The following is a 25,487-nucleotide window of genomic DNA, read 5'->3' as shown; positions in this document are numbered from 1 at the left end:
GCAGCAGCCCCGGCTTGCCCGCGCCGCGCCGGCGCCTAAGCTGGGACATGGCCGTCGCTCCCACACCCGCCCAGATCGCCGCCGCGCGCGACAGCCTGGCCGCGGCCGATCCGGCCCTGGCGCGGGCGCACGCCCAGACGCCGGTGTTCGAATGGCGGCTGCGTCCGGGCGGCTACGAAGGTCTGTTCCGCATGATCGTGGAGCAGCAGGTGTCGGTCGCGGCGGCGGCCTCCATCTGGGCGCGGACGGTGGAAGGCCTGGGCGGGGAGGTGACGGCCCAGGCGGTCCTGGCCCGTGACGTCGAAACCCTGCGGACCTTCGGCCTGTCGGGCCAGAAGGCGCGCTATGGGCGTGAGATCGCCCTGGCCCAGGTCGAGGGCCGCATCGACCTGGAGCATATGCAGACCCTGTCGGACGAGGCGGCGATCGCCGCCCTGACCGCCATCAAGGGCGTCGGCAAATGGACGGCCGAGACCTATCTGATGTTCTGCGAGGGGCGGCTGGACGTCTTTCCGGGCGGCGACGTGGCCCTGCAGGAGGCGATGCGCTGGGCCGACCGGGCCGACATGCGCCCGCGCGAGAAGCAGGCCTACGCCCGCGCGGAAATCTGGCGGCCATGGCGGGGCGTGGCGGCGCATCTGCTGTGGGGATGGTATGGCGGGGTCAGGCGCGGCGAGATCGTGCTGGAGGACCTGACCCCGTGACCCCCATCGACCCCGTCATCGGCGAGACCATTCGCAATCCGCAGACGGTGCTGACCGCCCTGGATTTCGCCGGGGTGGCCGTGTTCGCCGCCACCGGCGCCCTGGCCGCCGCGCGCGAGAAGCACGACCTGGTGACCTTCGCCTTCTTCGCCGCCATCACCGGGGTCGGCGGCGGCACCCTGCGCGACCTGTTGCTGGGCCTGCCGGTGTTCTGGGTCCAGGACTGGCGCTACATCGCGGTCTGCCTGGCCGCGGCGGTCGGCATCTGGCTGCTGGGCTGGCGCGACTGGCGCTTCCGGGCCCTGCTGTGGCTCGACGCCGTGGGTCTGGCGGCCTATGGCGTGATGGGCGCGGCTAAGGCGATGGCGGCCGGCGCCTCGCCCCTGATCTGCATCGTCATGGGCACGCTGACGGCCTGTTTCGGCGGCGTGATCCGCGATCTGCTGGCCGGCCAGCCGTCCATCCTGCTGCGGCGAGAGATCGCCGTCTCGGCCGCCATCCTGTCGGCCACCGTCTATGTCGCCCTGCGCGGCCTGGAGACCGATCGCTGGCCGGCCGCGGCGGTCGCCCTGGCCGTGGGTTTCGCGCTTCGCGCGGCGGCGCTGCGGTGGGGCTGGACCCTGCCGGGCTTTCCCTCCGGGCCGCGCGCCTGAGGCGCAATCTTCGCGTCTTCGTCATGGCGGCGTCTTCGAATCAGGCGTACGCTTTTCCCGCCAGACTAGGGAAGGAGACGCGTCTTCAGTCCTGTCGCCTCGATCCCCCCCGCCGTGGACGGGAGGGCCTGATGCAGGTTCTCCATCGACCGCCTTCGGGCTGGCCCGCCCTGGTGCTCAACGCCGATTTCCGGCCGCTGTCCTATTATCCGCTGTCGCTGTGGCCGTGGGAGGAGGCGGTCAAGGCGGTCTATCAGGACCGCGTCGAGGTCGTGTCGCTCTACGACAAGGTCGTGCGCTCCCCGTCGATGGAGATGCAGCTGCCCAGCGTCATCGCGCTGAAAAGCTACGTCGACCAGGACCGCAGTCCCGCCTTCACCCGCTTCAACGTCTTCCTGCGCGACGGCTTCGCCTGCCAGTACTGCGGCGAATCCACCGAGCTGACCTTCGACCACGTCATTCCCCGCTCGCAGGGCGGGCGCACGACCTGGGAGAACATCGTCGCCGCCTGCGGGCCGTGCAACCTGACCAAGGGCGGCCGCACCCCGCGCCAGGCCATGATGCCGGTCCGCCGCGAACCCTATCGCCCCAACGCCTGGCAGCTTCAGGACGCCGGCCGCCGCTTCCCGCCCCACTACCTGCACCAGAGCTGGCTCGACTACCTTTATTGGGACATCGAGCTCGAACCCTAGGGTTCTTTTCCGTTGCCGGAGACGGCTCAGACAGCCTTGCGTCTGGTCACAGACGAGGGGACGCCAGGCCGGTGTTCCAGTTCCACGGCTGGTCTCCCGCCGCGCGGCGGCGCTGCACCGCGGCCTCGTGGAGCGGGAACATGCCAGGGAACAGGTTCACGCCGGGGACGGGGCTGGCGCGGAAGGCCATGAAGGCGCGGTCGTCGCCATAGGGCGACCATGCGGGCGAACCGACCGCCTGGGGCCGGCCGTCGCGCACGAAGCTGGCCCAGTAGGCGACCATGGCGTCGCTCAGACCGGCCTCTGCGGCGGTGTCCGGGATCGCCGGCCAGCGCGGCGGCGTCCTCTGCAGATTGCCGAACATATAGGGCAGTTCGCTGGCGTGAAACGCGTGCAGCCCGGCGGTGTCGGCGGCGGGATAGCCGTGGTCGAAGAGGTACAGGTACGAGGGTCGCCCCGCGGCCGTCTGGGATCGGACGAGCCGTTCGGAAGTCCAGCCGTACAGGGCGTCGCGGCTGGCGGCGAGGATGCTCTCGTCCATGTCCGAGGACGGATAGAGACGCAGGAATTCGTCCGCCAGGTCGCCGTATCGCTCGCGGATCGAGCGTTCGTATCCGGCGGCGTCGCCCGGCGCGGGCGGGGCCAGCATGCGAAGCGACCGGATCTCGCCGCTGTTGAAGCCGGCCAGTACGGGAACCGGCGCCTGTTCGCCGCGATCGAACACCTCGACGATCTGGCGCGGCAGGACCACGCCGTCGATGACCCCGAAGGTGGCGAAACCGCCGAGGGCGGCGCGGTCGGTCAGGTCCTGCGCCTCCATGCCGCGAAGCACGCGCAGGCTGGGCGCCTGAAGCGCGCGGGCCAGGGCGGCGCCCGCCGCTTCGGCCGCCGGCGCGCCGTGCCGCGCCTGCTTCAGCTCGGGCGTGGAGATCATGTAGGCGCTCTGGGCGATGGCCCGGTCGAACAGGCCCCGGGCCAGCGGCGAACTCATCAGATAGAGGACGCTGAGCCCGCCCGCGGACTCGCCCGCGATGGCGACATTGTCCGGATCGCCGCCGAAGCTCGCGATGTTGCGCTTGATCCATTCGAGCGCGGCGACCTGGTCCATCAGGCCGTAGTTGCCGGAAATGTTCGCCGGACTTTCGGCGCTGAGGTCTGGATGGGACAGCCAGCCCAGCACGCCGAGGCGGTAGTTGATCGACACCACCACCACGCCTTCGCGCGCCAGCCGGGCGCCGTCGTAGAGCGTCTCCTTGCTGGAGCCGGTCACCAGCGCGCCGCCGTGGATCCAGACCATGACCGGCGCCTTGCCGGCGACGTCCGGCGTCCAGACGTTCAGGGTCAGGCAGTCCTCGCTGGTCCGGCCCAGGTCGGCGGAATAGATCGACTGGACGAGGGGCGTGGGCTGGATGCAGGCGGCGCCGAACCGTGTCGCATCGCGCACGCCATCCCAATGGGCGGCGGGCGCGGGCGGTCGCCAGCGCCTTTCTCCGACGGGCGGCGCGGCGTAGGGGATGCCCTTGAAGCTGGCGATCTCGCCCTCGGCCGCGCCCCGCACGGCGCCGGCCGGGGCGGTCACGACGGGCGGCGAGGCCGCGGCGGCCGCGGCCGCGCTGGCGAGCAAGGCCAGCGCTGTGCCCACGCCGAGGAGTTTGGCGATCATCGAACGGTCTCCGCTTTGGGGGTGTTGCGGCCCAGCACGCGGGCCAGCCACAGGAACAGGCCGATCGCGGCCAGATAGACGGGGATCAGGGTGTAGAGCGCGATCTGCAGCGAGTTGTCCGGGTGCGTCGCGCGGAAGAAGTCGCTGGCGGCCCCGACATAGGTCGGCCCCACGCCCATGCCGATGAAGTTCATCACCAGCAGCAGCAGGGCGCCGGCCATGACCCGCTGGTTCGGCCTGACCTCTTCCTGCACCAGCGCCACCGAGGACGACAGGTAGAAGTAGTTCAGGAAGTTCGGCGCCAGCATCAGCGCCAGCGCCAGCGGCCACGACGGGGCCCAGACGAAGGCGATGTAGAACGGCAGGGCCAGGGCCAGCGACATCGCCGGCAGCAGGGCGTAGGCCGTCTTGGACCGGCGCGTATAGCGGTCGATCAGCCAGCCCGAGGCGAAGATGCCGCCGCCCATGCCGATGGCCACGACCAGCGCGTACCACAGGGCCACGTCGTTCAGGGTCATGCCCTTCTCGCGCATCAGGAACAGCACGGCGAAATTGCCCAGGCCGTAGGTGACGATCTGGGTCACGCCGCTGCCCAGCGCGGCCAGCACCAGCGCAGGGGTGGAGAAGAACATCTTCACCGTGGCCCAGAAGCCGGCCCGGGCGGGCGCCGCGGAGGCGGCGCGGGCGGGGGACGCGTCCAGGCCCCCGCGGCGGGGCTCCTTGACCAGGAAGGGCGTGGCCAGGGCGACGACCAGGCCCACGGCGCCGATGGCGATGAAGGCGTCGCGCCAGCTGAAGGCGGCGGCCACCGAGGCGCCGAAGGCGATGCCCAACGCCGCGCCCACCGGCGGTCCCAGGTTGTAGATCCCCAGCGCCATGCCCCGGCGGCCGGGCGGGAAATAGTCGGTGATGATGGCGTAGGACGGCGGAACGCCCCCCGCCTCGCCGAAGCCCACGGTCATGCGCGACACGGCCAGCTGTCCGAAGTTGCGCGACAGGCCGCAGGCGATGGTGGCCGCGCTCCAGACGCCGCAGGCGATGGACACGACGGCCACGCGATTGGTGCGGTCGGCCAGCCATCCCACGGGAATGGCGATGAAGCAGTAGAAGAACGCGAAATACAGGCCGCCCAGCAGGCCCAGCTGGCCGTCGGTGATGTGCAGCGCGTCCTGGATCGGCTTGGCCAGGATCGACAGCAGCTGTCGGTCCAGGAAGTTCAGCACATAGATGAACCACAGCACGCCCAGGGCCACCCAGGCGCGTCCGCCCGCCGAGGGCTTGGCGGCGGGCGGTCCTCCGGATTCGATCGGGGTTGCACTCATGTCGTTTCCTCGGCTGCGGGCCCGGCGGCCCGTCTATTTTTCGGGATGGGTCAGCGCGGCGTAGGTGTAGGTTCGGGCCTTGGCGCGGAATTCGTTGCTGACGGGATCCGCCATGCGCTGGATCAGGCCGACGAAGACCACGTCGTTCTCGGGATCGATCCAGAACCATGTGCCCCCGCCGCCGCCCCAACTGAGCGTGCCCTTGCCTTCGGACAGGCCCAGCCGCTTCGGGTCCTCGGTGATGGCGAAGTCCAGACCGAAGGTCAGGGCCGGATTGAAGGGCAGAAGGCGCAGCGGGTTGAAGCGGTCGAGCACGGCCTCCGGGACGGCGTTGGTCGCCATCAGGTCGACCGTCTCGGGCCTGAGGATGCGGACCCCGTCCAGCGCGCCCCTGTTCAGCACCATCTGGCAGAAGCGGGCGTAGTCGACGGCCGTGGAGACCAGGCCGCCGCCGCCGCCCTCGAACCGGGGCGGGCGGGTGTAGTCGTTGATCGGCATGTCGAAGGCCGTGGTCGTGACCTTCAGCCCGCCCGCGCCGTCATCGGAATACATCTCGGCCAGGCGATGGACCTGATCCGCCGGAACCTGGAAGCCGGTGTCGACCATGCCCAGCGGCGCGAAGATGCGGGCGCGCAGAAAGTCGCCGAAGGTCATGCCGGTCAGGCGTTCGACCACCACCGCCTGCAGGTCGGCGGCGATGGAATAGAACCACTCGGTTCCGGGCTGGAACATCAGGGGGATGCGCGCGGCCCGATCGACAAGCTGCTGATGGCCCTGCGCCATCATCACGCCGGCCTGGCGATAGGCGCGCTCAATCGGATGGATGTCGAACAGGCCGTAGCCGAAGCCGGCGGTGTGGCTCATCAGCTCGCGCATGGTCGGCGGACGGTCGGCCTCGACCGTCCGCATCGCGCCGTCGTCGCCGAGCCCGGCATAGACCCTCTGGCCCGCGAACTCGGGCAGGTGGTCGGTGATCGGGTCGTCCAGGCGCCAGAGCCCCTGTTCGAACAGGATCATCATGGCCACGCCGGTCACCGGCTTGGTCATGGAATAGATGCGGAACAGGGCGTCGCGGGCCAGGGGCGCGTCGTCGCCCAGACGCGCGTGGCCGAAGGTGGTGAAGGCGGCGACCTGTCCGTGGCGCATCAGCAGGGTGGAGGTCCCCGCCACCAGGCCCGCCTCGACCATGCCCGACATATAGCCGTCCAGGTCGGCGAGCCGGCGGGAGTCGAAGCCGAGGGCTTCGGGGCTCGATGCGAACGGAAGGCCGCCGGCGGTCATTCGCGCGCCTGCTTTCGCCGTTCCTCGGCCCGGTCGCGGCAGACGCCGATGAAGCCGTGCGCCATGAACGACGCCATCCGCGCCTTGATGGCCTCGAAGTCGTCGGACCGGCACTTGCCGCCCGACAGGCGGTCGATCCGGCCGGTGCGCGCCAGGCTGAGGGTCAGGGCGCCGGTGACGAAGTGGTAGCCCCAGAAGATGTCCTCCTCCAGCGCATCCGGCAGGGCCTGTTTCAGCAGTCCGATCAGGCGCAGCACGACGGGATCGTAGAGGCGATCCATCACCTCGGCGCCCCACGCGGGGGTGTTGTTGATCTGGGCGCTGAGGGCGCCGAAGTGCCGCCAGCCGTCGCCGCCCGTCGAATAGGTGTCGAGATCGGTGTCGAGGAAGGCGCGCAACGCCCCTTCGACGGTCGGCCTGCCGCCGGCGGCCGCCTCATAGGCGTCCAGCGCATCCATCCGGCGCCCGCTGGTCACCGGCGCGCGGCGCGCCATGACCTTGTCGAACACCTCCTGCTTGTCGGTGAAATAGTAGTGGATCAACGACTTGTGGACGCCCACCTGATCGGCGATGTCCTTGATCGTCACCCCGTAGAAGCCGTGGCGCGAGAACAGCTCCTCGGCCGCGTCGAGCAGCTGTTCCAGGGTTTCGGCGCGCTGCTCGGCCTTGCGGCGGGGCTTTCGGACGGGCGTGGTCATGGTCTGGGCCTCGGGGCGTTCTGGCCCCTGCTGCAGACGGGGCGCCGACTCGATGATGGAGACGGCGGCCATCCTAAGCGCCTCCGTAAGTGGCGCGAAGCAGCGCCTTGTTGATCTTGCCGGTGGCGGCCAGGGGCATGGCCTCGACCCGCACGATCCGCTCGGGGATCCACCAGTCGGCCACCTGGCCCTTCAGCGTCGCCTTAAGGCTTTCGTCGCTGACCGCCTGGTCGCGGGCCGGTTCGATCACCATCAGCGGCCGTTCCCCCCATTTGGGGTCGGCGCGGCCGATCACGGCCACCAGTCCGACGGCGGGCAGGGCGCCGACGATCTCCTCGATCTCGACCGGATTGATCCATTCGCCGCCCGACTTGATCAGGTCCTTGGACCGGCCCGCCAGCGTCAGGTTGCCGGCGTCGTCCAGCAGGGCCAGGTCGCCGGTGTCGAACCAGCCGTCGGCGTCGACGACGGGCTTGCTGGCGCCGAAATAGGTCTTCACGACGCTCTGCCCCTTCACCTTCAGGTGGCCGACGGTGTTGCGCTGGTCGGGCAGGGGGGCGCCGTCCGCGTCGGTGAGCAGCAGGTCCAGGCCCATGGGCGGCCGGCCAGAGCCCCTTGCGGCGCCCGGCGTGTCGCTGCGGGGCGAGATGGCGCCCAGCGGCGACAGTTCCGTCATCCCCCAGCTGGTCTGGACCGTGGCGCCGAAGCGGGTCTCCATCCGCCTGAGAAGGCTCTCCGGGCAACTGGAGCCGCCGATGATGACGCGTTCGAGACTGGGGGTTTCGCCGCCCGTCGCGTCGAGGTGATCCAGCAGGCCCAGCCAGACGGTGGGCACGCCGACGGCCACGGTGACCTGATGGCGGTCGATCAGCCGGGCCAGGCTGGCGCCGTCCGTCGCGCGGCCCGGCAGGACCAGTTGCGCCCCCACGGCGGGCGCCGCGAACGGCAGCCCCCAGGCGTTGGCGTGAAACATCGGCACGGCGACCAGGACGGTGTCGCGCGACGTCAGGGCGATGGAGTCCGCCTGCAGCGCGCGCAGGGTGTGCAGGTAGTTGGATCGGTGCGTGTAGGCCACGCCCTTCGGCGCGCCGGTGGTGCCCGAGGTGAAGCACAGGCCGGCCAGGGCGCCCTCGTCGAACCGGCCCCAGGGGACGGCGCGCCCCTGCGTCGCCAGCAAGCCCTCCAGGTCCGAGACCTCGGGGCGTCCGGCCTCGGGCGTCTCTCCGTCCAGGAGGATCAGCCGCTCCAGCGAGGGGCAGGCGTCCAGCAGGGCCTCGGCCATGTCGCGCAGGCCCGCGCCCACGGCCAGCACCCGGTCGTCCGCCTTGGCGACCATGGCGGCCAGATGGGCGACGGTCAGCCGGGGGTTCAGGGTGTGGCAGACCAGGCCCACGCTCATGGCGGCGTACCAGACCTCGACATGATGCTGGGTGTTCCAGGCCAGGGTGGCGATGCGGTCGCCCGGCTTCAGGCCGAAGTCCAGCAGGGCGCCGGACAGGCGATTGGCCCGCGGGCGCAGGTCCGCATAGCCGATGGCCTGATCGGTCTCGGCGCCGGCGGTCACCACCTGCGCGGTCCCGTGCCATTTGGCGCCGTGATCCAGGAAGCGGTCCACGGTCAGGGCGTAGTCCTGCATGAAGCCGGGGGAGGAACCGATCATCCTTGAGCGAACGTCCAGACGGTTACAAAAGCCGGGAGCCCGGCGAGCGAAGGGGGCGGCGGCCGGTCGACCGCCGCCCCGCCAGGGTCAGAAGGTCTTCGTCAGATTGACGCCGAACTGGCGCGGGGCGCCCGCATAGCGCAGGCCCGAGTTGATCGCGGCGATATAGGTCTGGTCCGTCGCGTTCAGCGCATAGGCCGCCAGCGTCCAGTCGCCGGTCTTGTAGCTGAGCAGCAGGTTGACCAGGTTGCGCGCCTCCAGGCGGTCGCCCAGGGCCTCGTTGTTGAAGATGCTGGTCCAGGACTCGCCGATGTGGGCGTAGTCGATGCGCGGCGACAGGGTCGCGCCGTTGGGCAGGGCGAAGTCGTACTGAACCCCGATGTTGAAGGTCAGCTCGGGCGCGTAGCCCTGGGTGTTTCCGTCCAGGTTCAGGCAGTTGGCGGTCTCGGGCCCGGTCTCGGCGTCGCACGTTCCGCTGCGCGCGACGCGGGGATCGGCGGCGTAGAATTCCCCAAGCTCGGAGTTGGAGACGGCGGCGCCGACATCCATGGTCCAGGCGTCCATGCGCACCTGGGCCGACGCCTCCAGCCCCATCAGGACGGTCTCGTCCGCGACATTGACGATCGAGCTGAACAGCGGGACGGCCGGATCGCCGACGACGACCTGGAAGCCCTCATAGGTCATGTAATAGGCGCCCAGCTGGGTGCGGACCTGACCGTCGAACATCGTCGACTTCCAGCCCAGTTCGTAGTCGACCACGTCTTCGGGCCCGAACGCGCTCGCCGGAACATAGAAGTTCGGCGCGTTCAGCCCGCCCATCTTGAAGCCGTTCGCCACGAAGCCATAGACGAAGTTGTCGTCGTCGATCTTGTAGTTGATGCTCAGCTTGCCGGTGGTCTTCTCGGCGGTGACCTCGTCGTTCTGGAGCAGCTGAAGGCCCAGCGCGGGATAGGTCGTATAGACGTTCTCGTTGCGCGAGGTGCTTTCCGACCACCGGGCGCCCAGCTGAACCTGCAGCCGGTCCGAGATGTCGTAGCTGACCTGGCCGAAGACGGCCTTGGTCTCCTTCGGCGTTTCGCCGAAGATGTAGTAGTCCAGCACCCCTTCGGGGAAGCCGACGTGATAGGCCCCCTCCGGGAAGGTGGTGACCGGGAAGGTGACGTCGTCCTGCTGCCAGAAGGCGCCCAGCAGCCAGGTCAGGCGCTGGTTGTCGGGCGAGACCAGGTTGATCTCCTGCGACCAGACGTCTTCCTCGACGCGGTCATAGAAGGTGTTGTTCAGCGCGCTGGTCCCGTCCAGATCGGTCGAGAACTCGCTGATCCCGTCCTGGTATCCGGTGATCGAGCGCAGCGTGATCCCGTTGTCGAACACATAGCTGACGTTCAGCGACACCCGCGCCGTCTCGTCGACGCCCGAGTGCGGGCCGTTGGCGGTGATCTTGAACGGATCGTTGGTCGACAGGGCCGGGTCGGCCGGATAGCCGCCGAAATCCAGCTTGTTGTAGTCCGCCTTCAGCAGCACCCGCAGGGCCGTCGTCGGGGTCCACAGGACGCTGGCGCGGACGCTGTTCATGTCCACGTCGCCGGGGCTGCCGCTGTAGGGGCCGGTGATGTCGTGAAAGCTGCTGCGCTGTTCGCTGTTGACGGCGAAGCGCGCGGCGAGGGTGTCGGTGATCGGCACGTTGACCGCGCCCTGGAGCTTCAGATTGTCGTAGTTGCCGACCTGGCCCATCACATAGCCGTTCACCCCGGTGAAGTCGGGATTGCGCGAGGTGATGAAGACCGCGCCGCCCGTGGCGTTGGTGCCGGCGAACGTCCCCTGCGGACCGCGCAGCAGTTCCACGCTGCCGATGTCGTAATAGGGCTCGGTCTGGAAATAGCCCGGGAAGACCGGAACGCCGTCGCGATAGGTGGTCACGCCCACGCCGATGGCGGTGGTGGCCTCGGACTTGCCGATGCCGCGCACGTTGAAGAAGTTGCCCTGGCCGTAGTTCTGGACGGTCGTGGACGGGGCTGCGAACTGCAGCTGCTCCAGCGAGAAGACCCCGCGGTCCTGCAGGCTCTCGCCCGACAGCACGGTGGCGGCGACGGCGGTTTCCTGCAGGTTGGTCGTGCGGCGTTCGGCGGTGACCAGCACCTCGCCCACGACGGTCGCCTCCTGATCTTCGGTCTGTTGCGGCGCGGCGTCCTGCGCCTGCGCGGCGCCCGCCCACAGCAGGACGGCGGCGGATGTCGTCAGCCAGAGCTTGCGCCCCATGGTCTTCCTCCCACGATGTTTCCTCGGGCGCTCTGTCGGCGCCTCATCCGACCGTCGCACCGATTTCGCGCGTCGTCAACATTCACTAGCCGGCGAGTGAATGTTGACCTTTCGACCAGGATCATCAAAGTGCGCCCCGCCCGCAGACGGGCGCGTCGGCAATGACCGAAACGGGGAAACGAGCATGAGCATCACTCTCGCGGGCCGGGTGGCCATCGTCACGGGCGCCGGCGGCGGCCTGGGCCGAAGCCACGCGCTGGCGCTGGCGCGATACGGGGCCAGGGTCGTGGTCAACGACCTGGCGTCCGCCGCCTGCGAGGCCGTCGCCCACGAGATACGCGCCGCGGGCGGCGAGGCCATCCCCTGGACCTGCAGCGTCACCGATCGCGAAGGCGTCTTCGCCATGGTGGAGGGCGTGGTCCAGCGCTGGGGCGGCGTCGACATCCTGGTCAACAACGCCGGCATCCTGCGCGACAGGACCTTCGCCAAGATGGACCTCGACGACTTCGCCCTGGTGCTGGACGTGCACCTGATGGGGTCGGTCAATCTGACCAAGGCGGCCTGGCCGCACATGCGCGACAAGGGCTACGGCCGGGTGATCTTCACCACCTCGTCATCGGGGCTGTACGGCAACTTCGGCCAGTCGAACTACGGCGCGGCCAAGATGGCCCTGGTGGGGCTGATGCAGACCCTGGCGCTGGAGGGTGAAAAGTCCGGCATCCACGTCAACTGCCTGGCGCCCAGCGCCGCGACCCAGATGACCGAGGGGCTCTATTCGGAAGAGGACCTGCGCGGCCTGTCGACCGATCTGGTCAGCCCCGGCGTCGTGGCCCTGGCCAGCGAGAACGCCCCCACCCGCACCATCCTGCTGGCCGGCGCCGGCGCCTTCGAACAGGCGCACGTCACCATGACCCAAGGCATCTATGTCGGCGACGCCCCGGACGCCGCCGACCGCATCGAGGCGCGGTGGGCCGACATCCGGGACCGCGCCAGCGAGGTCGTGCCGCCCTCCGGCGCGGCCCAGTACAGCCACGAAGTGAACCATCCGTTCCGCTGAGGATGGCCAGGTGGAAACCGCCTCTGGCGCTTGGAACCGCCCTTACCGCGTATGCGGCCCACGCCTTCCTCGATGCGTGTGGTGACTTCAGGCTCTGCCGTTCCACTCCGAATACCGGGCGTCTGGACCCTCGCCACATGGGCGAGGGTGAGGGATCATCTTTGCCTCAGCGCATCGTCGGAATGACGAAGGAACTGTCGGCGTGCTCCAGTTCGCTGTCCGGCCACCGGGCCGTCACGGTCTTGGTCTTGGTCCAGAAGCGGACGCCCTCCATGCCGTGCTGGTTGATGTCGCCGAAGGCCGAGCGCTTCCAGCCGCCGAAGGTGTGATAGGCCACCGGCACCGGGATCGGCACGTTGATGCCGACCATGCCGACATTGACGCGGGCGGCGAAGTCGCGGGCCGCGCGGCCGTTCTGCGTGAAGATGGCGACGCCGTTGCCGTATTGGTGGTTGGACGGCAGGGCCAACGCTTCCTCGAACGTCTCGGCGCGCACGATCTGCAGCACCGGGCCGAAGATCTCTTCCTGATAGGACGACATCTCCGGCTTCACATGGTCGAACAGCGACGGGCCGATGAAGTACCCTTTCTCGTGGCCCTGCAGGCTGAAGTCGCGGCCGTCGACCACCAGTTCGGCGCCTTCCTGGACGCCCTTCTCGATCCAGCCGGCGATGCGGTCGCGGTGCTGGGCGGTGACGACGGGGCCGTAGTGGGCGCCCGCGTCGGTCGAGACGCCGACCCGCATCGTCGGGATTTCCGCCACCATCCGTTCGCGCAGTTCGTCGGCGGTCTTCTTGCCGACCGGCACGACCACCGGCAGGGCCATGCAGCGCTCGCCGGCCGAGCCGAAGGCCGCGCCCGACAGGTCCTTGACCACCTGGTCCATGTCGGCGTCGGGCAGGACGATCCCGTGGTTCTTGGCGCCGCCCATGGCCTGGACCCGCTTATGGTGGGCCGCGCCGGTCTGATAGACATAGTGGGCGATGTCGGACGAGCCGACGAAGCTGACCGCGTGCACCAGCGGATGGGTCAGGATGGCGTCCACCGCCGTCTTGTCGCCGTGCACCACGTTCAGCACCCCGTTCGGCGCCCCGGCCTCCAGCATCAATTCGGCCAGGCGCACCGGCACCGACGGATCGCGTTCCGACGGCTTCAGCACGAAGGTGTTGCCCACCGCGATGGCCACGCCGAACATCCACATCGGGATCATGGCGGGAAAGTTGAACGGGGTGACGCCCGCCACCACGCCCAGCGGCTGGCGCATCGAATAGACGTCGATGCCGGGGCCGGCGCCCTGGGTGTATTCGCCCTTCAGCGCGTGGGGGATGCCGCAGGCGAACTCGATCACCTCCAGCCCGCGCTGGATGTCGCCCTTGGAGTCCGCGATCACCTTGCCGTGCTCGCTGCTGAGCAGTTCGGCCAGTTCGTCCATCCGCGCCTCGACCAGGCGCTTGAACTCGAACATGACCCGCGCGCGGCGCTGCGGATTGGTGCTGGCCCAGCCGTCGAAGGCGTTCTGGGCGGCCTGCACCGCGCGGCCGACCTCGGCCGTCGTGGCCAGCTGCACGCGCGCCTGCACCTCGCCCGTGTTGGGATCGAACACGTCGCCGAACCGGCCTGAGGCGCCCTCGAAAGCCTGACCGTCGATGAAATGGCGGATGTCGCGCATGGAGGGGCTCTCTGAATCGAGTTCTGGAAAGGGAAGACAGCGGTGGATGGTGTCGCTTCGGCGCCTACTGAGTCAGGTGGGGCTGGCAGCTCTCGAGCAAGGTCGACAGGGTGACACGCTGCGCCTCGACCGCGGCAAGCCGTCTCTCGATCACGTCGATTAGCCGCCGTTCTTCAGACCCTGGCTCTCGACCGCAGAGGATTTCCGCGATCTCGCCGAGTTCGACACCTGCTGACCGCAGCTTCGAAATCAGATCGAGCCGATCGATGATCGAACCAGAATAGACCCTGGCTCGCGACGCGTTCCGAAGAGGGTGTAGAAGGCCCACATCCTCATAGTAGCGCAGCGCGCGGGTCGTCAGGCCGCAGCGCGACGCCGCCTCGGTTATGGTGAAGGCGTCGTGGCTGGCGCTTCGTGTTCTGGGGCCTCTCCCGGCCATGCTCTGAACTCCTTGCTGACGTCGCCGCCCGTTCTCGGGACGCCTGGCGACGGGACCGTCTTATTGCGCGTTCGGCGTCGAGGGGCGGGTCAGAAGCGGCCTTTCTCTCGAGCGAGCCGTTCCAGAAGCGGGGCTGGTGCGAAGGCGGCGCCCTGTTCCGCTTCCATGGCCTTAAGGCCGGCGACCACCGTGTCGAGACCGACGGTGTTGGCCCAGAACATCGGACCACCCGTGAACACTGGCCAGTTGTAGCCGAGCACGGCGGCGACATCGATGTCCGACGCCCTGATGGCGACATCCTCCTCAAGGATGCGTGCGCCCTCGTTGACGACGGGAAAGAGCAGACGACCCAGCAGCGTCGCGTCGTCCAGCGCCGGCCCCGCCGACAGGCCGCGGGCTCTCGCCACATCGGCGATGATCGCCTCGGCCACAGGAGACGGCGCGCCCCGCCGGTCGGGGCCATAGTCGTAGTAACCGCCGTTCTTCTTCTGGCCCAGACGGCCGGCGGCGACGAGGTCGCCCATGACTGTGCGTTCGTTCGTGCCGCGCCCGATCACGTCCAGCCCGACCAGATCCATCATCTGGAAATGGCCCATGGCGAAGCCGTAGTCGGTGAGGACGCGGTCGATATCGGCGAGCTTCGTGCCGCGCAGGATAAGGGCTTCGGCTTGGCCGCCACGGGGGGCGAGGAGTCGATTGGCGATGAAGCCCGGGCAGACGCGGCTGAGGACCGGGACCTTGGCGATGGTGCGCGCCAGCTTCATGGCCGTGGCGATCACCAACGCGCTGGTCTGAGCGCCTCGCACGATCTCCAGCAGGCGCATGATGTTGGCGGGAGAGAAGAAATGCAGACCAACCACCCACTCCGGCCGCATGGTGGCGGCGGCGATCTGGTCAAGATCCAGGAAGGAGGTGTTGGAAGCCAGGATGGCGCCAGGGCGCGCGATCGCGTCCAGACGGGAGAAGACGTCCTTCTTGACCGAGAGATCCTCGAAGATCGCCTCGATCACCAGATCGACGTCTCCCAGATCCGTCATGTCGAGCGAGGGCGTGATCAGGGCCATCCGCTGCTCGACAGCCTCCGGGGTCATTCGCCCTTTCTTCGCCGTCGCTTCGTAGTTGCGTCGGATGACGCCGATGCCTCGGTCGAGCGCCTCTTGGGAGGTTTCCACCAGAATGACCGGCAGGCCGGCGTTGAGAAAGTTCATGGTGATGCCGCCACCCATGGTGCCAGCGCCGATCACCCCCACGCGCGTGATCTCGTGCGTCGGGGTCTTAGGGTCGATGTCGGGGATCCGGCTGGTTTCGCGTTCTGCGAAGAAATAGTGGCGCTGGGCGGCGGACTCCGTGCTGGCCTCGAGTTCCCGGAACAGCTTACGCTCTACCGCGAGGCCGTCGTCGAAGGATCCGGCGACCGCGGCTTCGACCGTCTGGATGATCGCTTCTGGGGCGCGAAAGCCCTTGAAGCGACGGGCGTTGGCGGCGCGGAAATCGCTGAAGACGGACGCCTCGGCCTGGGGCGCAGCCCGGTCGCGGATGCGGGGGCGTTTGCCGCCGTCGGCCACGATCTGGGCAGCGTAGGCGCGGGCCTGGGCGATGAGATCGTCGGCCGGGGCTAGGACGTCGACCAGACCGAGGGCCAGCGCCTCCTTGGCCTTGATCATGCGACCGGAGGTCATGATGTCGAGCGCGGCCTCGACACCAACCAGGCGCGGCAGGCGTTGGGTGCCGCCCGCGCCTGGCAGGAGGCCTAGGTTGACTTCCGGCAGGCCGACGCGCGCGTCGGCGGCTGCGATGCGGTAGTGGCAAACGAGCGTCAGTTCAAAGCCGCCGCCCAAGGCCGTGCCGTGGATCGCGGCGATGACGGGCTTCGGCGCATTCTCGATAGCGTCGAACACATGGTCGAAGCTCGGCGGCTGAGGCGGCAGGCCGAACTCGGTGATGTCCGCGCCCGCGATAAAGGTCCGGCCCGCGCAGGCGACGACGATGGCCTGGACCTCGGGATCGGCCGATGCCGCCTCGACCGCACTAAGGACGCCGCGCCGGACCGCCGCAGACAAAGCGTTCACCGGCGGGTAGTCGATCAGGATGGTCGATATGCCATCGGTCGTCGTCTGGGTTACGCAGTCCGCCATGGTGAGATTCCGGGGAGGGAGGAGGCGCCGCGGTCAGGCGGCTGTCGAGCGACGGCTTTCGAGTTCCGCGACGGCGAGGGCGGCCATGGCCTTCTTGTCGAGTTTGCCGGTGGCGCCGATGGCCATCTGATCGACCAGCACCAGATGTTCAGGCCACTTCTTGCGGGAGACGCCGGCGGCCTGCATGTGATCCAGCATGGCGGGCAGGTCGAACGCCTCGAAACCGGGACGCAGCCGGCAAACCGCGCAAGCCTGTTCACCCAGCTTGGTCTCAGGCACCGAGACAACGGCGACTTCCATGATCGCCGGATGGCGCAACAGGACCGCCTCGATCTCGGCGGGGTCGATGTTGAAGCCGCCCCTGATGATCTGATCCTTGATACGGCCGACGACGCGAACGAAGCCTTCGTCGTCCCGGACGATCTCGTCTCCGGTCAGGTAATGTCCGTCGGGGGTCATTTTTTCCTGGCCCGCGCCCATGCCGAGCGCATAGCCGAGGAACAGGGAGGGGCCGCGTACGCCGGCCTGACCCCGCTTGCCGCGAGGCAAGGGGCTCAGGTCCGCGTCGAACGCTTCTTCCTCGGTTCCCGGGAAGGGCCAACCATCGAAGCCCTGCCGACGTTCCAGGGAGTGGTGGCGTCGGGTCGAGCAGTGGCCCATGCATTCGGACATGCCGAACATCCTCAGCGCCTTCAGGCCGAGAATGTTTTCGGCGTCGGCGATCAGTTCCGCTGTCATTGCGCTTCCACCAACGGCCACAGCCTTGAGCGGCAGCCGGCCCTTCCAGAGCTCCTGGCGTGCAGCTTCGACCATGGTGAACAGGTGTGTCGGCACCGCGATCGACCAGCCGACATTGAAGCGTTCAGCGCGTCTCATGGCCTCGGCCGGATCCCAGGGATCGACGAAGACGAGGCGGCGGCCCTGCGACAGGGCGAAATGGGCCGTGAAGGTGAAGCCGGGAGCGCTGTCCAGCGGGACGATGCCCAGAATGGCGTCGTCAGCCTCCAGCCCGGCGATGCGGGCGCAGGCGGTGGTGGCGTAGTTGAGGGCGCCTGCCCCGTGCATCACTCCCTTGGGTACGCCGGTTGAGCCCGAGGTGAAGCCGATGAGCACCGTCTGCGCGTCGCGCGGGTCGCGGGATCGCTCGGACGTTGGAGCGGGTCGGATCGTCCAGCGGGCGCCATGCTCGCACACGACCTTGGCCGTGTGCCCGAGCGCCGCCTCGATGGCGGCCAGTTCGCTGGCGCCGAGCTTGGTCGAATAGGGACAGAAGACGGCCTCCAGGGCCGAAATCGCGAGGGCGGCGGCGAGGGTGGCGGCGGTCTTGTGACCCGCGACCAGCACGCGGTCACCCGCGCCAACGCCCGAGCGGCGCAGATCTTCGGCGATGAGGTCGGCCATCTGCCCGAGCTCGCTGCGCGTCCAGAGCCGGTCGTCGCAGTCCACCAGGGCGACCCCGTCGGGTTCAGCCTGACGATGCGACTGGAACTGAGGCCAGAGCCGTGTCTCGGTCCAGGACAGAACGTCCTCGCGGTCTTCGAATGCGACATCAGGCATGGGATTGTCCTCCGTCGACGAGGAAGGTCTGGCCTGTGATGAAGCTGCCGGCGTCTGAGGCGAGCAGGGCCAAGGCTCCTGAAACCTCGGTCGGCGCGCCGAACCGTCCCAACAGGATGCCGGCCTTTGTCTTGGCCTGAATGTCGGCGTCGAGCGTTTCGGTCATTCCGGTTTCGATCGAACCCGGCGCGATGGCGTTCACCCGAACGCCGTGCTCCGCCCACTGGGCCGCCAGATCGCTGGTCAGGTGGACGACGGCGGCCTTGGAGGTGGTGTAGGGCACCACCTGTCCGGCGTCGGGCCGATAGGAAAGGAAGGCGCCGACCGAAGCGATGTTGATGATCACCCCGCCGCCGTTGGGGATCATGTGCCGCGCGGCATGGCGGCAGGCCAGGAAGGTGCCGGTGACGTTGACGTCCATCACCTTGTTCCAGCCCTTGAGCGGAATGTCTTGCGGCAGTCCCCACCAGGAGGCGCCCGCGTTGTTGACCAGGATGTCGAGCCCGCCAAGACGCGAGACGGTCTCGGCGACCACCGCCTCCACCGATCCCTCGTCAGAGATATCGCAGGCCATGCCAAAGGCTTGAACGCCGAACCGGTCGGCGATCCGGCGCGCGGTGTCCTCGCAGTCCGCGGCCTTGCGTGAGGCCAGCGCGACCGAGCAGCCGAGGTCGGCGAGGGTGGAGGCCATGGCCTCGGCGAGCGCGCCTCGGCCGCCGGTGATCAACGCCCGCTTTTCGTCGAGCCGGAACAGGTCGCTGACGAAGCCGGGTGTCGCCTCAGCCATCGGCCCCATCCGCCAGCAGGTCGATCTCTTCAGTCACCACGATGATCCGCTTGCCGCCCATCCCCTTGGTCTGGCGCGTGGCGGCGGCCCATTCGGGAGACGCCAGGGCCGCGTCGAACGCGGCCCGGTTAGCGAAGGTGAGAACAGCATGGCCGTCCCAGGCCGGCGCGTCTGGACTGTCATAGTCCTTGAACACCGCGCCGTGTCTGTAGGCGATCAGACCCGGCAACACCTTCGCGGCCGCGGCATGGGGACCGCGCCACCACGTCGTGAACTGCTCGTGCGTCATCTCCGAAGGCCTCTTGGCCAGGACGACCATGCTGATCGACATCGCTTAATTGCCCGTCCAGACCGGCTTGCGCTTGCCCAGGAACGCGGCGACGCCTTCCTTGGCGTCCTGCGAGTGGTGGACCACGTTGCAGGTCATGGTCTCCAGGGTGATCAGGGTGTTGGTGTCGGCGTCCATGCCGCGGTTCACCGCCATCTTGGTCATCCACATGCAGAACGGGCTCAGGTCCAGGAAGGGCTGGCAGAACTCGGCGATCAGATCGTCGAACTTGTCGGGCGTCGCCGAGGCGTTGCACAGGCCCCATTCGGCGCATTCGTCGCCGCTCAACAGCTTGCCGGTCAGCATCAACTCCTTGGCCTTGCGCATGCCGATATAGCGCGGAAGGCGGTAGATCGGGCCGGCCCCGCCGAACAGGGCGCGACGGATGTGAAAGTCGCCGATCTTGGCTTCCGAGGAGGCCAGGGCGAAGTCGCACGAGATCATCAGCTCGAAGCCGCCGGCGACGGCATAGCCTTCCACGGCCGCGATGGTCGGCTTGCGCATGTTGAAGATCTTGTCGTAGGTGCGCGCCGAGTCGATCGCCAGCTGAAGCGAGGTGCTGGTTTCGTGCAGGACGGGGCCGACCAGCTGGTCCAGGTCAGCGCCGGAACAGAAAGTGTTGCCCCGCCCGCGGAAGACGACGGCCAGGGCCTTGGGCTCGGCGGCGACCTTGTCGACTGCGGCTTCCAGGTCGCGCAGCAGCTGGGGGCTGACGCAGTTCCGCTTGTGCGGGCGGTTCAGCCAAATGGTGGCTAGGCCGTTCTCGGCCAGTTCGTACTGGATGACGTCTTTTTCGAGTTCCACTTGGGTCTCCTTGGGTGTTCCGGGGCGAAATCAGCCCGGGGGTTCAGGGGGCGATCGGGGAGGCGGGGGCCAGCATCGCGCCGACACCCATCCAGGCGGCGATGCCGGCGGACGGGATGGCGCAAAGGACGGCTTCGGCGATCTCCTCGTCCGTGGCGCCGGCGTTACGGGCGCCTCGGACGTGGGTTTGGGCCATGGGGCTGTATCCAGCGGCCAGTATGGCCAGCAGGAGGAGTTCGCCCAGCTTGGGGCTGAGCGGGTTGGCGTCGATGCTGCCGCGACGCATCAGGTAGTAGGCGTCTGCGGCCGAGGGGCAGAGCCGGATCAATTGCTCCAGCGGGGCCGGGATTGTCCCGAAATAGGCGGTGAAGTTGGCCACGGCCTCCCCTTCCGCCGCGGATGGCAGGGGCTTGCCCTCGGGCGTCTGGTCAGCGTCGAAGATCGCTTCGATCAAGCCGGCGAATTCTAGGGCGGCGCCCTCGCCGCGGAGGCTGCTCAGAACGATCAACCCCGCCACGGCGTCCTTGGTCGTCAAGCCGAGCGTCTTGCCGCGCGTCAGCTCACGGCGCGCTAGGGTTTCGTAGCGTCGATCTATCGCCGCGACAGCCACGAACAGGGCTTTGAACTTCGCCTCGACGGCGCCGTCAGTCTCAATCACGCGCCGGAACTCGGCATAGCCAGCCAAGGTGTAGGGGGCCAGGCCTTGCAGCAGCGACACGTCCATTAACGGACTTGTGGTCATCGTTTCTCTCCTCCCACTGTCATGTTCGACCGACTGGTCGGGCGTCAAGGTGAAAGCCTGCCACCTGACCCATTTGACAGGCGCGCGCAAACTTCGCCATCTCGTTTGACAGCCGACCGGTCGGTCGAGTAACCATTTGTTCGACCAACCGGGCGGTCGAGTCTTGTTGGCACGGGGTAGTCCGCGGCGCGACGTCGCCGCCGAGATGGAGCGGTCATGGGTTTCGAGCAGTCAGCCAAGTCTCGCGAATGGATGGATCGGGTCCGTGCATTCATGGACGAGGAAATCGCGCCGGCGATGCCGACCTACCATTCCCAGGCGGCGTCCGGAGACCGCTGGAACGATATCCCGCCCATCTTCGACGAGCTGAAGGCCAAGGCCAGAGCCGCAGGGCTCTGGAACATCTTCATGCCGCCTTCGGACCACGACGACGAATTCTTCACCAGCGTCGGCCTGACCAACCTGGAATATGCGCCGATCGCCGAACTGATGGGCCGCATCTACATCGCGGCCGAGATCTTCAATTGCATGGCCCCCGACACGGGCAATTTCGAGGTCCTGCACCGCTACGGCACGCGCGAGCAGAAGCAGCGTTTCATGATTCCTCTGCGGGACGGCCTGACGCGATCCGCCTTTCTCATGACCGAGCCGGATGTCGCCTCTTCGGACGCGCGCAACATTCAGACCTCGATCCGCCGAGACGGTGACGACTACGTCATCAATGGCCGCAAATGGTGGTCGTCCGGCGCGGGGCATCCGCGCTGCGACTTCTTCATTCTCATGGGCAAGACCGATCCGGACGCGCCGGCCTATAACCAGCAGTCCATGATCCTGGTGCCGCGGCACACGCCCGGCGTGACGCTGGTCCGTCACCTGCCGGTCTTCGGCTACGACCACGCGCCGCACGGCCATTTCGAAGTCCGGCTGGAGGACGTGCGCGTCCCCGCCGAGAACATGCTGCTGGGCGAGGGCAGGGGGTTCGAGATCGCCCAGGGCCGGCTCGGGCCGGGCCGCATCCATCACACCATGCGCAACATCGCCACCATGGAGATCGCGCTGGAGAAGATGTGCCGCCGCCTGGTCGAGCGGCGCGCCTTCGGAAAGGCCGTCGGCGAGCATTCGGTGTGGGAGGAGCGGATCGCCCGCGCCCGGTGCGAGATCGAGATGTCGCGTCTGCTGTGCCTCAAGGCCGCGCATCGCATGGATACCGTCGGCAACAAGGAGGCCCGGGCCGAGATCGCCATGATCAAGATCGCCGCGCCCCGCATCGCGCAACAGATCGTAGACGACGCAATTCAGGCGCATGGCGGCGGCGGGGTCAGCGACGACTTCGGCCTGGCGGAGATGTGGGCCAACACCCGGATCGTGCGTCTGACGGACGGTCCCGACGAAGTCCACGAGCGTCAGCTCGCCCGCATGGAACTCGACAAATACCGCAAGGGAGCGGCGTCGTGAGCCTGCCGAAGCCCGCGGCCTATCTGGGAAGCACCCGGGCGCTTTCGAGCGGCGCGGCGTTCGACGAAGAGAAGCTCGCGAAATATCTTCAGGCGCGCATTCCGGGCTTCAAGGGCCCGCTTACCGTCGAGCAGTTCGAAGGCGGCCAGTCCAATCCGACCTTCCTGCTGATCACGCCGGACCGTCGCTACGTCCTGCGCCGCAAGCCGGCGGGCGTGCTGCTCAAATCGGCCCACGCCGTCGACCGCGAGTATCGCGTCACCCTGGCCCTGTTCGAGGCCGGCTTCCCGGCCCCGGAGCCCCTGATCCTGTGTGAAGACGACAGCGTCATCGGTTCGATGTTCTACGTCATGGCCCATGTGCCTGGCCGGGTGTTCTGGGATCCCAAGATGCCGGAGATCAGCCGCGACGATCGCGCGGCGATCTATGACTCGGCCAACGCGACCCTCGCGGCCCTCCACGCCATCGACTACCGCGCCGCGGGCCTCGAGGACTTCGGTCGCCCGGGCAATTACTTCGCCCGCCAGGTGTCGCGCTGGTCGCGACAGTACGAAGCCTCCCGAACCGTCGACCTGCCCGCGATGGACCGCTTGATGGAGTGGCTGCCGACCGCCATCCCCGAGGACGGTGATCGAAGCACGCTCATTCACGGCGACTTCTCGTTCCACAACCTTCTGGTTCATCCGACCGAGCCGCGCGTGGTGGCCGTGCTGGACTGGGAACTGTCGACGCTGGGCAATCCCGCCGGCGACCTGACCTATCACATGATGGAGTGGTTCCGGCCCGAAGGCGTCGATGTTCGCGGCACCCTGAAGGGGGCCGATCTTCAGGCCCTCGGCATTCCGACGGCCCAGGACTATGCGGCGCGGTACGGCGAACGGACCGGCTTCGACATAGACGCCGGCGATCCCTTCTACCGCGCCTTCAACCTCTTCCGTGTCGCCGCGATCCTTCAGGGCATCGCCGGACGCGCCCGCGACGGCGTCCAGACAGACGCCCGGGCCTCGGAAATCATCACGCGCATCCGGCCGCTTGCAGACGCGGCATGGCGTGAAGCCCGGTCAGCGGGAGCCAGCTGACGAACAGACAGTCGAGAAGCGTATCATCATCAATGCGGGGGCGAGATCGGCGACTACAAGCTCGACCGCCCGAAAGGGAGAATGCCATGATCAGGAAGACTCGTAGCCAACATATGCTTGGCCTGCTTGCCGGAGTTTCGCTCACCGTCCTCGCTGCGCCCGCCTCGGCGCAGACCGCTTCGACGCCAGCGCCGACGCAGGAGGCCAGTTCCGTCGATGATGTCGTGGTCACGGCCCGAAGGAGGGAAGAGCGGCTGCAGGACGTTCCGGTGGCGGCGACCGTGGTCGGCGAGGCCCAGATCCGCCAGTACGATCTGACGTCGGTCGCCAACATCCGCATCGTCGCTCCCGAAATCACTCTGGACCGGGGCTTCACCGGCTCGGCGTCGTCCATCTCGCTGCGCGGCGTGAGCTCCTCCTCCATCGACGCCGGCGTGGAGCAGTCGGTGCTGCTGGACTTCGACGGCATGGCCATCAGTCGCGGCCGTATCCTGAATGACGCCTTGTTCGACGTGGAAAGCCTGAGCGTGCTCAAGGGGCCGCAGGCGGTGTTCTTCGGCAAGAACTCGCCCGGCGGCGTGGTGTCGGTCCGCTCGACCAACCCGGGCGACGTGTTCGAAGGCTATGTTCGGGTCGGCTACGAGACCACGGCGGACAACCTGCAGATCGAGACGGCCGCAGGCGGTCCGATCAACGACCAGTGGGGTCTGCGCCTGGCCCTGCTCAGCAGTTCGAGCGAAGGCTACATTCGCAACCAGAACGCTGGCGTCCCCGACCTGCTGCGCTCGGCCGCTTCGGGCAGCACTTATGTGCCGCCGGCTCCCGAACGTCTCGGCGCCGAGGACAAGCTGGCGATCCGCGCCACCTTGGCTTATGACAACGGCGAAGGTTTCTCCGCCAACTTCAAACTGCTGCACAGCCGCTACGAAGGTCAGGGCCTGAACAGCTTCAGCGAGGTCATGGGCTGCCCGGGCGGCCGCACCCAGCCCCAGGTCACGCCGACGCTTCTGGACCCAAACGGCGACTGCCAACTGAACGACCGGGTGTCCCAAGGCTGGATCTCGCCGGAGATTCTGGCCAACTGGCCTCAGGTCAATCAGCATGAGAACGGTCGGCCCTATTCTCACAACTACTCGACCATGCCGGTCTTGACTTTGAACTACGATACCGACAAGTTCAGTATCACTTCTGTTACCGGATATTACGACTACGACTATGTCAGCCAATCCAATGCTGATGCGACGTCATATTCCCTATTTTACTCTTACAGTAACGAAAAAAACGAGAGCTTCTACCAGGAGGTCCGGGCCACCACGTCGTTCGATGGGCCGCTGAACTTCGCGTTCGGCGGTCACTATGAAAAGAACCGTCGCGTGCTCTTCGTCGGCGCTGCAGGCGGGGCGCTGGCGATGGACGTGGCGACCGGTCGCTATCACTCCAACGACAACGAGCAGCACAACCGGTCGAGCGCCTGGTCGGCGTTCGGACAGGTGACCTACGACATCACCCCTGAACTCGAGTTCGCGGCGGGTTTGCGTTACACTGACCAGACCAACGAAATCGACTCGTTCAACGTCTATGTGCACCCGCTGATCGCGGCGAGCCAGCTTCCCGTCGGGACGCGCATCACCGGCGAGAAGAGCGGTGACAACGTGTCGCCCGAGGCCACTCTGACATGGCGGCCGAACCGCAACATTACCCTCTATGGCGCTTACAAGACGGGTTTCCTGGCGGGGGGCTACTCCAACCCCGGCGCCCTGGCGCGCACCGCCAGCCTCGCCACCCTGAGCTTCGAGGAAGAGACTGTCGAGGGGCAGGAAGTCGGTCTGAAGAGCCAGTGGTTCGATGGTCGCCTGACCGCCAATCTGACAGGATTCCGCTATGAATACGAAGGGTTGCCGCTCACTTCGGCCATCTTCCTGAACGCCACGACCCTGACCTACATCACTCAGAACGCGGCCAACACCGTCGCGCAGGGCGTCGAGCTGGAGACCGTGTTCCGGCCGGACGAGTTCTGGACCTTCCGCGGTTCGGCCTCCTACAACGACGCCCACTTCGCCAAGTTCGACAACGCCCAGTGCTACACTGGGCAGACCGTCGCGCAGGGCTGCCTGGCCGATCCGGTCAGCGGGGGCCGCTATCAGGTGTTGACGGGACGCGAGGTCTATCGGGCGCCCGAATGGATACTGACGGCCGGCGTGCTGCGCCACTTCGATCTGACGGACAATCTGTCGGCGACCGCCAACGCCGACATGCGCTATTCCTCGGACTATTTCTCGGGGCTGAACCTCAACCCGCTATCGCATCAGGACGCCTTCGTGACGCTGAACGCCGGCCTCAGGGTCGAGTCCACTAGCGGATGGGCGGCCTCGATCATCGGCCGGAACCTCACCAACGAGCGCTACGCCACCCTCGGCATCGACAAGCCCGGCGGCGCCGGTGAAGTCTTCGCCGTAGCCGGCGAACCCCGCGCGATTGTCTTCCAACTCGAAAAGACGTTCTGAGC

At 67.7% G+C, this 25,487-nt stretch carries 21 protein-coding genes; 7 read left to right on the top strand and 14 right to left on the bottom strand.

The features are described from left to right. Positions 1-47 precede the first annotated feature (47 nt). The 3 genes from M8231_RS13145 (at position 48) to M8231_RS13135 (ending at position 2,049) form a co-directional block, all read left to right on the top strand. Entirely contained in the window at positions 48-704 is a 657-nt protein-coding gene (locus tag M8231_RS13145) for a DNA-3-methyladenine glycosylase family protein (RefSeq protein ID WP_249749586.1), read from the top strand. Further along, on the top strand, positions 701-1,357 hold the full coding sequence (locus tag M8231_RS13140) for a trimeric intracellular cation channel family protein (RefSeq protein ID WP_431307108.1): 657 nt from the start codon (positions 701-703) through the stop codon (positions 1,355-1,357). The genes M8231_RS13145 and M8231_RS13140 overlap by 4 nt, the downstream gene beginning before the upstream one ends. A 131-nt stretch (positions 1,358-1,488) precedes the next feature. Further along, positions 1,489-2,049 (top strand): HNH endonuclease, encoded by a 561-nt coding sequence (locus M8231_RS13135; RefSeq protein WP_249749588.1) that lies wholly within the window; start codon positions 1,489-1,491, stop codon positions 2,047-2,049. 46 nt (positions 2,050-2,095) lie between these two features. On the opposite strand, the gene M8231_RS13130 is transcribed toward M8231_RS13135, so the two are convergent. The 6 genes from M8231_RS13130 to M8231_RS13105 all read right to left on the bottom strand — a co-directional run bounded on the left by M8231_RS13130 (position 2,096) and on the right by M8231_RS13105 (position 10,929). Beyond that, positions 2,096-3,712, bottom strand: coding sequence for a carboxylesterase/lipase family protein (locus tag M8231_RS13130; RefSeq protein WP_249749589.1), 1,617 nt, complete (start codon positions 3,710-3,712; stop codon positions 2,096-2,098). Then, positions 3,709-5,034: a spinster family MFS transporter gene (locus tag M8231_RS13125; RefSeq protein ID WP_250201679.1), complete on the bottom strand. Its 1,326-nt coding sequence runs from the start codon at positions 5,032-5,034 to the stop codon at positions 3,709-3,711. The genes M8231_RS13130 and M8231_RS13125 overlap by 4 nt, the downstream gene beginning before the upstream one ends. 33 nt (positions 5,035-5,067) lie before the next feature. After that, complete coding sequence (locus tag M8231_RS13120; protein WP_249749591.1) at positions 5,068-6,315, bottom strand: serine hydrolase domain-containing protein; 1,248 nt, start codon at positions 6,313-6,315, stop codon at positions 5,068-5,070. Continuing rightward, positions 6,312-7,013: a TetR/AcrR family transcriptional regulator gene (locus M8231_RS13115; RefSeq protein WP_249751926.1), complete on the bottom strand. Its 702-nt coding sequence runs from the start codon at positions 7,011-7,013 to the stop codon at positions 6,312-6,314. Before M8231_RS13115 ends, M8231_RS13120 begins: the two co-directional genes overlap by 4 nt. A gap of 73 nt (positions 7,014-7,086) precedes the next feature. After that, positions 7,087-8,673: an AMP-binding protein gene (locus M8231_RS13110; RefSeq protein ID WP_250201678.1), complete on the bottom strand. Its 1,587-nt coding sequence runs from the start codon at positions 8,671-8,673 to the stop codon at positions 7,087-7,089. An 87-nt stretch (positions 8,674-8,760) separates the two neighbouring features. After that, positions 8,761-10,929, bottom strand: coding sequence for a TonB-dependent receptor (locus M8231_RS13105; RefSeq protein ID WP_250201677.1), 2,169 nt, complete (start codon positions 10,927-10,929; stop codon positions 8,761-8,763). A gap of 184 nt (positions 10,930-11,113) precedes the next feature. Between M8231_RS13105 and M8231_RS13100 the strand changes: the two genes are divergently transcribed. After that, positions 11,114-11,986 (top strand): SDR family NAD(P)-dependent oxidoreductase, encoded by an 873-nt coding sequence (locus M8231_RS13100; protein WP_250201676.1) that lies wholly within the window; start codon positions 11,114-11,116, stop codon positions 11,984-11,986. Positions 11,987-12,152: 166 nt separating this feature from the next. Here the strand turns inward: M8231_RS13100 and M8231_RS13095 are convergent, their stop codons facing one another. The 8 genes from M8231_RS13095 to M8231_RS13060 all read right to left on the bottom strand — a co-directional run bounded on the left by M8231_RS13095 (position 12,153) and on the right by M8231_RS13060 (position 20,429). Continuing rightward, a complete protein-coding gene (locus tag M8231_RS13095) occupies positions 12,153-13,655 on the bottom strand; it encodes a CoA-acylating methylmalonate-semialdehyde dehydrogenase (protein WP_250201675.1) in 1,503 nt (500 codons plus the stop codon). A gap of 64 nt (positions 13,656-13,719) precedes the next feature. Further along, entirely contained in the window at positions 13,720-14,094 is a 375-nt protein-coding gene (locus tag M8231_RS13090) for a MerR family transcriptional regulator (RefSeq protein ID WP_250201674.1), read from the bottom strand. 89 nt (positions 14,095-14,183) lie between these two features. Beyond that, the gene (locus M8231_RS13085; RefSeq protein WP_250201673.1) at positions 14,184-16,229 is read right to left on the bottom strand and encodes a 3-hydroxyacyl-CoA dehydrogenase NAD-binding domain-containing protein; all 2,046 of its coding nucleotides are present in this window, start codon (positions 16,227-16,229) and stop codon (positions 14,184-14,186) included. A gap of 33 nt (positions 16,230-16,262) precedes the next feature. After that, positions 16,263-17,786, bottom strand: coding sequence for a class I adenylate-forming enzyme family protein (locus M8231_RS13080; RefSeq protein WP_250201672.1), 1,524 nt, complete (start codon positions 17,784-17,786; stop codon positions 16,263-16,265). Further along, positions 17,779-18,573, bottom strand: a complete 795-nt coding sequence (locus tag M8231_RS13075; protein ID WP_250201671.1) for an SDR family oxidoreductase — start codon at positions 18,571-18,573, stop codon at positions 17,779-17,781. The genes M8231_RS13080 and M8231_RS13075 overlap by 8 nt, the downstream gene beginning before the upstream one ends. Then, positions 18,566-18,904, bottom strand: coding sequence for an EthD domain-containing protein (locus M8231_RS13070; protein ID WP_250201670.1), 339 nt, complete (start codon positions 18,902-18,904; stop codon positions 18,566-18,568). Before M8231_RS13070 ends, M8231_RS13075 begins: the two co-directional genes overlap by 8 nt. 3 nt (positions 18,905-18,907) lie before the next feature. Next, positions 18,908-19,705 carry an enoyl-CoA hydratase/isomerase family protein gene (locus tag M8231_RS13065; protein WP_250201669.1) on the bottom strand — a complete coding sequence of 266 codons (798 nt, stop codon included), beginning with the start codon at positions 19,703-19,705 and terminating at the stop codon, positions 18,908-18,910. A gap of 43 nt (positions 19,706-19,748) precedes the next feature. After that, positions 19,749-20,429 (bottom strand): carboxymuconolactone decarboxylase family protein, encoded by a 681-nt coding sequence (locus tag M8231_RS13060; RefSeq protein ID WP_250201668.1) that lies wholly within the window; start codon positions 20,427-20,429, stop codon positions 19,749-19,751. A 234-nt stretch (positions 20,430-20,663) separates the two neighbouring features. Here M8231_RS13060 and M8231_RS13055 point away from each other — a divergent pair, with 234 nt between their 5' ends. The 3 genes from M8231_RS13055 (at position 20,664) to M8231_RS13045 (ending at position 25,485) form a co-directional block, all read left to right on the top strand. Continuing rightward, entirely contained in the window at positions 20,664-21,902 is a 1,239-nt protein-coding gene (locus tag M8231_RS13055) for an acyl-CoA dehydrogenase family protein (protein WP_250201667.1), read from the top strand. Then, complete coding sequence (locus M8231_RS13050; protein ID WP_250201666.1) at positions 21,899-22,981, top strand: phosphotransferase family protein; 1,083 nt, start codon at positions 21,899-21,901, stop codon at positions 22,979-22,981. Before M8231_RS13055 ends, M8231_RS13050 begins: the two co-directional genes overlap by 4 nt. Positions 22,982-23,067: 86 nt before the next feature. Further along, complete coding sequence (locus M8231_RS13045; RefSeq protein WP_250201665.1) at positions 23,068-25,485, top strand: TonB-dependent receptor; 2,418 nt, start codon at positions 23,068-23,070, stop codon at positions 25,483-25,485. The last annotated feature ends 2 nt before the right edge of the window (positions 25,486-25,487 follow it).

Source organism: Brevundimonas albigilva, from assembly GCF_023573565.1.
Lineage (GTDB): Bacteria > Pseudomonadota > Alphaproteobacteria > Caulobacterales > Caulobacteraceae > Brevundimonas > Brevundimonas albigilva.
The sequence above is the reverse complement of the archived record's forward strand: the minus strand, read 5'-3'. Positions and strand labels throughout refer to the sequence as shown.

Excerpts from the sequence above, each read along its gene's own strand:
- M8231_RS13145 (WP_249749586.1), top strand. The coding sequence starts at position 48 with ATGGCCGTCGCTCCCACACCCGCCCAGATCGCCGCCGCGCGCGACAGC.
- M8231_RS13135 (WP_249749588.1), top strand. The coding sequence starts at position 1,489 with ATGCAGGTTCTCCATCGACCGCCTTCGGGCTGGCCCGCCCTGGTGCTC.
- M8231_RS13130 (WP_249749589.1), bottom strand. The coding sequence starts at position 3,712 with ATGATCGCCAAACTCCTCGGCGTGGGCACAGCGCTGGCCTTGCTCGCC.
- M8231_RS13125 (WP_250201679.1), bottom strand. The coding sequence starts at position 5,034 with ATGAGTGCAACCCCGATCGAATCCGGAGGACCGCCCGCCGCCAAGCCC.
- M8231_RS13120 (WP_249749591.1), bottom strand. The coding sequence starts at position 6,315 with ATGACCGCCGGCGGCCTTCCGTTCGCATCGAGCCCCGAAGCCCTCGGC.
- M8231_RS13115 (WP_249751926.1), bottom strand. The coding sequence starts at position 7,013 with ATGACCACGCCCGTCCGAAAGCCCCGCCGCAAGGCCGAGCAGCGCGCC.
- M8231_RS13110 (WP_250201678.1), bottom strand. The coding sequence starts at position 8,673 with ATGATCGGTTCCTCCCCCGGCTTCATGCAGGACTACGCCCTGACCGTG.
- M8231_RS13105 (WP_250201677.1), bottom strand. The coding sequence starts at position 10,929 with ATGGGGCGCAAGCTCTGGCTGACGACATCCGCCGCCGTCCTGCTGTGG.
- M8231_RS13100 (WP_250201676.1), top strand. The coding sequence starts at position 11,114 with ATGAGCATCACTCTCGCGGGCCGGGTGGCCATCGTCACGGGCGCCGGC.
- M8231_RS13095 (WP_250201675.1), bottom strand. The coding sequence starts at position 13,655 with ATGCGCGACATCCGCCATTTCATCGACGGTCAGGCTTTCGAGGGCGCC.
- M8231_RS13090 (WP_250201674.1), bottom strand. The coding sequence starts at position 14,094 with ATGGCCGGGAGAGGCCCCAGAACACGAAGCGCCAGCCACGACGCCTTC.
- M8231_RS13085 (WP_250201673.1), bottom strand. The coding sequence starts at position 16,229 with ATGGCGGACTGCGTAACCCAGACGACGACCGATGGCATATCGACCATC.
- M8231_RS13080 (WP_250201672.1), bottom strand. The coding sequence starts at position 17,786 with ATGCCTGATGTCGCATTCGAAGACCGCGAGGACGTTCTGTCCTGGACC.
- M8231_RS13075 (WP_250201671.1), bottom strand. The coding sequence starts at position 18,573 with ATGGCTGAGGCGACACCCGGCTTCGTCAGCGACCTGTTCCGGCTCGAC.
- M8231_RS13070 (WP_250201670.1), bottom strand. The coding sequence starts at position 18,904 with ATGTCGATCAGCATGGTCGTCCTGGCCAAGAGGCCTTCGGAGATGACG.
- M8231_RS13060 (WP_250201668.1), bottom strand. The coding sequence starts at position 20,429 with ATGGACGTGTCGCTGCTGCAAGGCCTGGCCCCCTACACCTTGGCTGGC.
- M8231_RS13055 (WP_250201667.1), top strand. The coding sequence starts at position 20,664 with ATGGGTTTCGAGCAGTCAGCCAAGTCTCGCGAATGGATGGATCGGGTC.
- M8231_RS13045 (WP_250201665.1), top strand. The coding sequence starts at position 23,068 with ATGATCAGGAAGACTCGTAGCCAACATATGCTTGGCCTGCTTGCCGGA.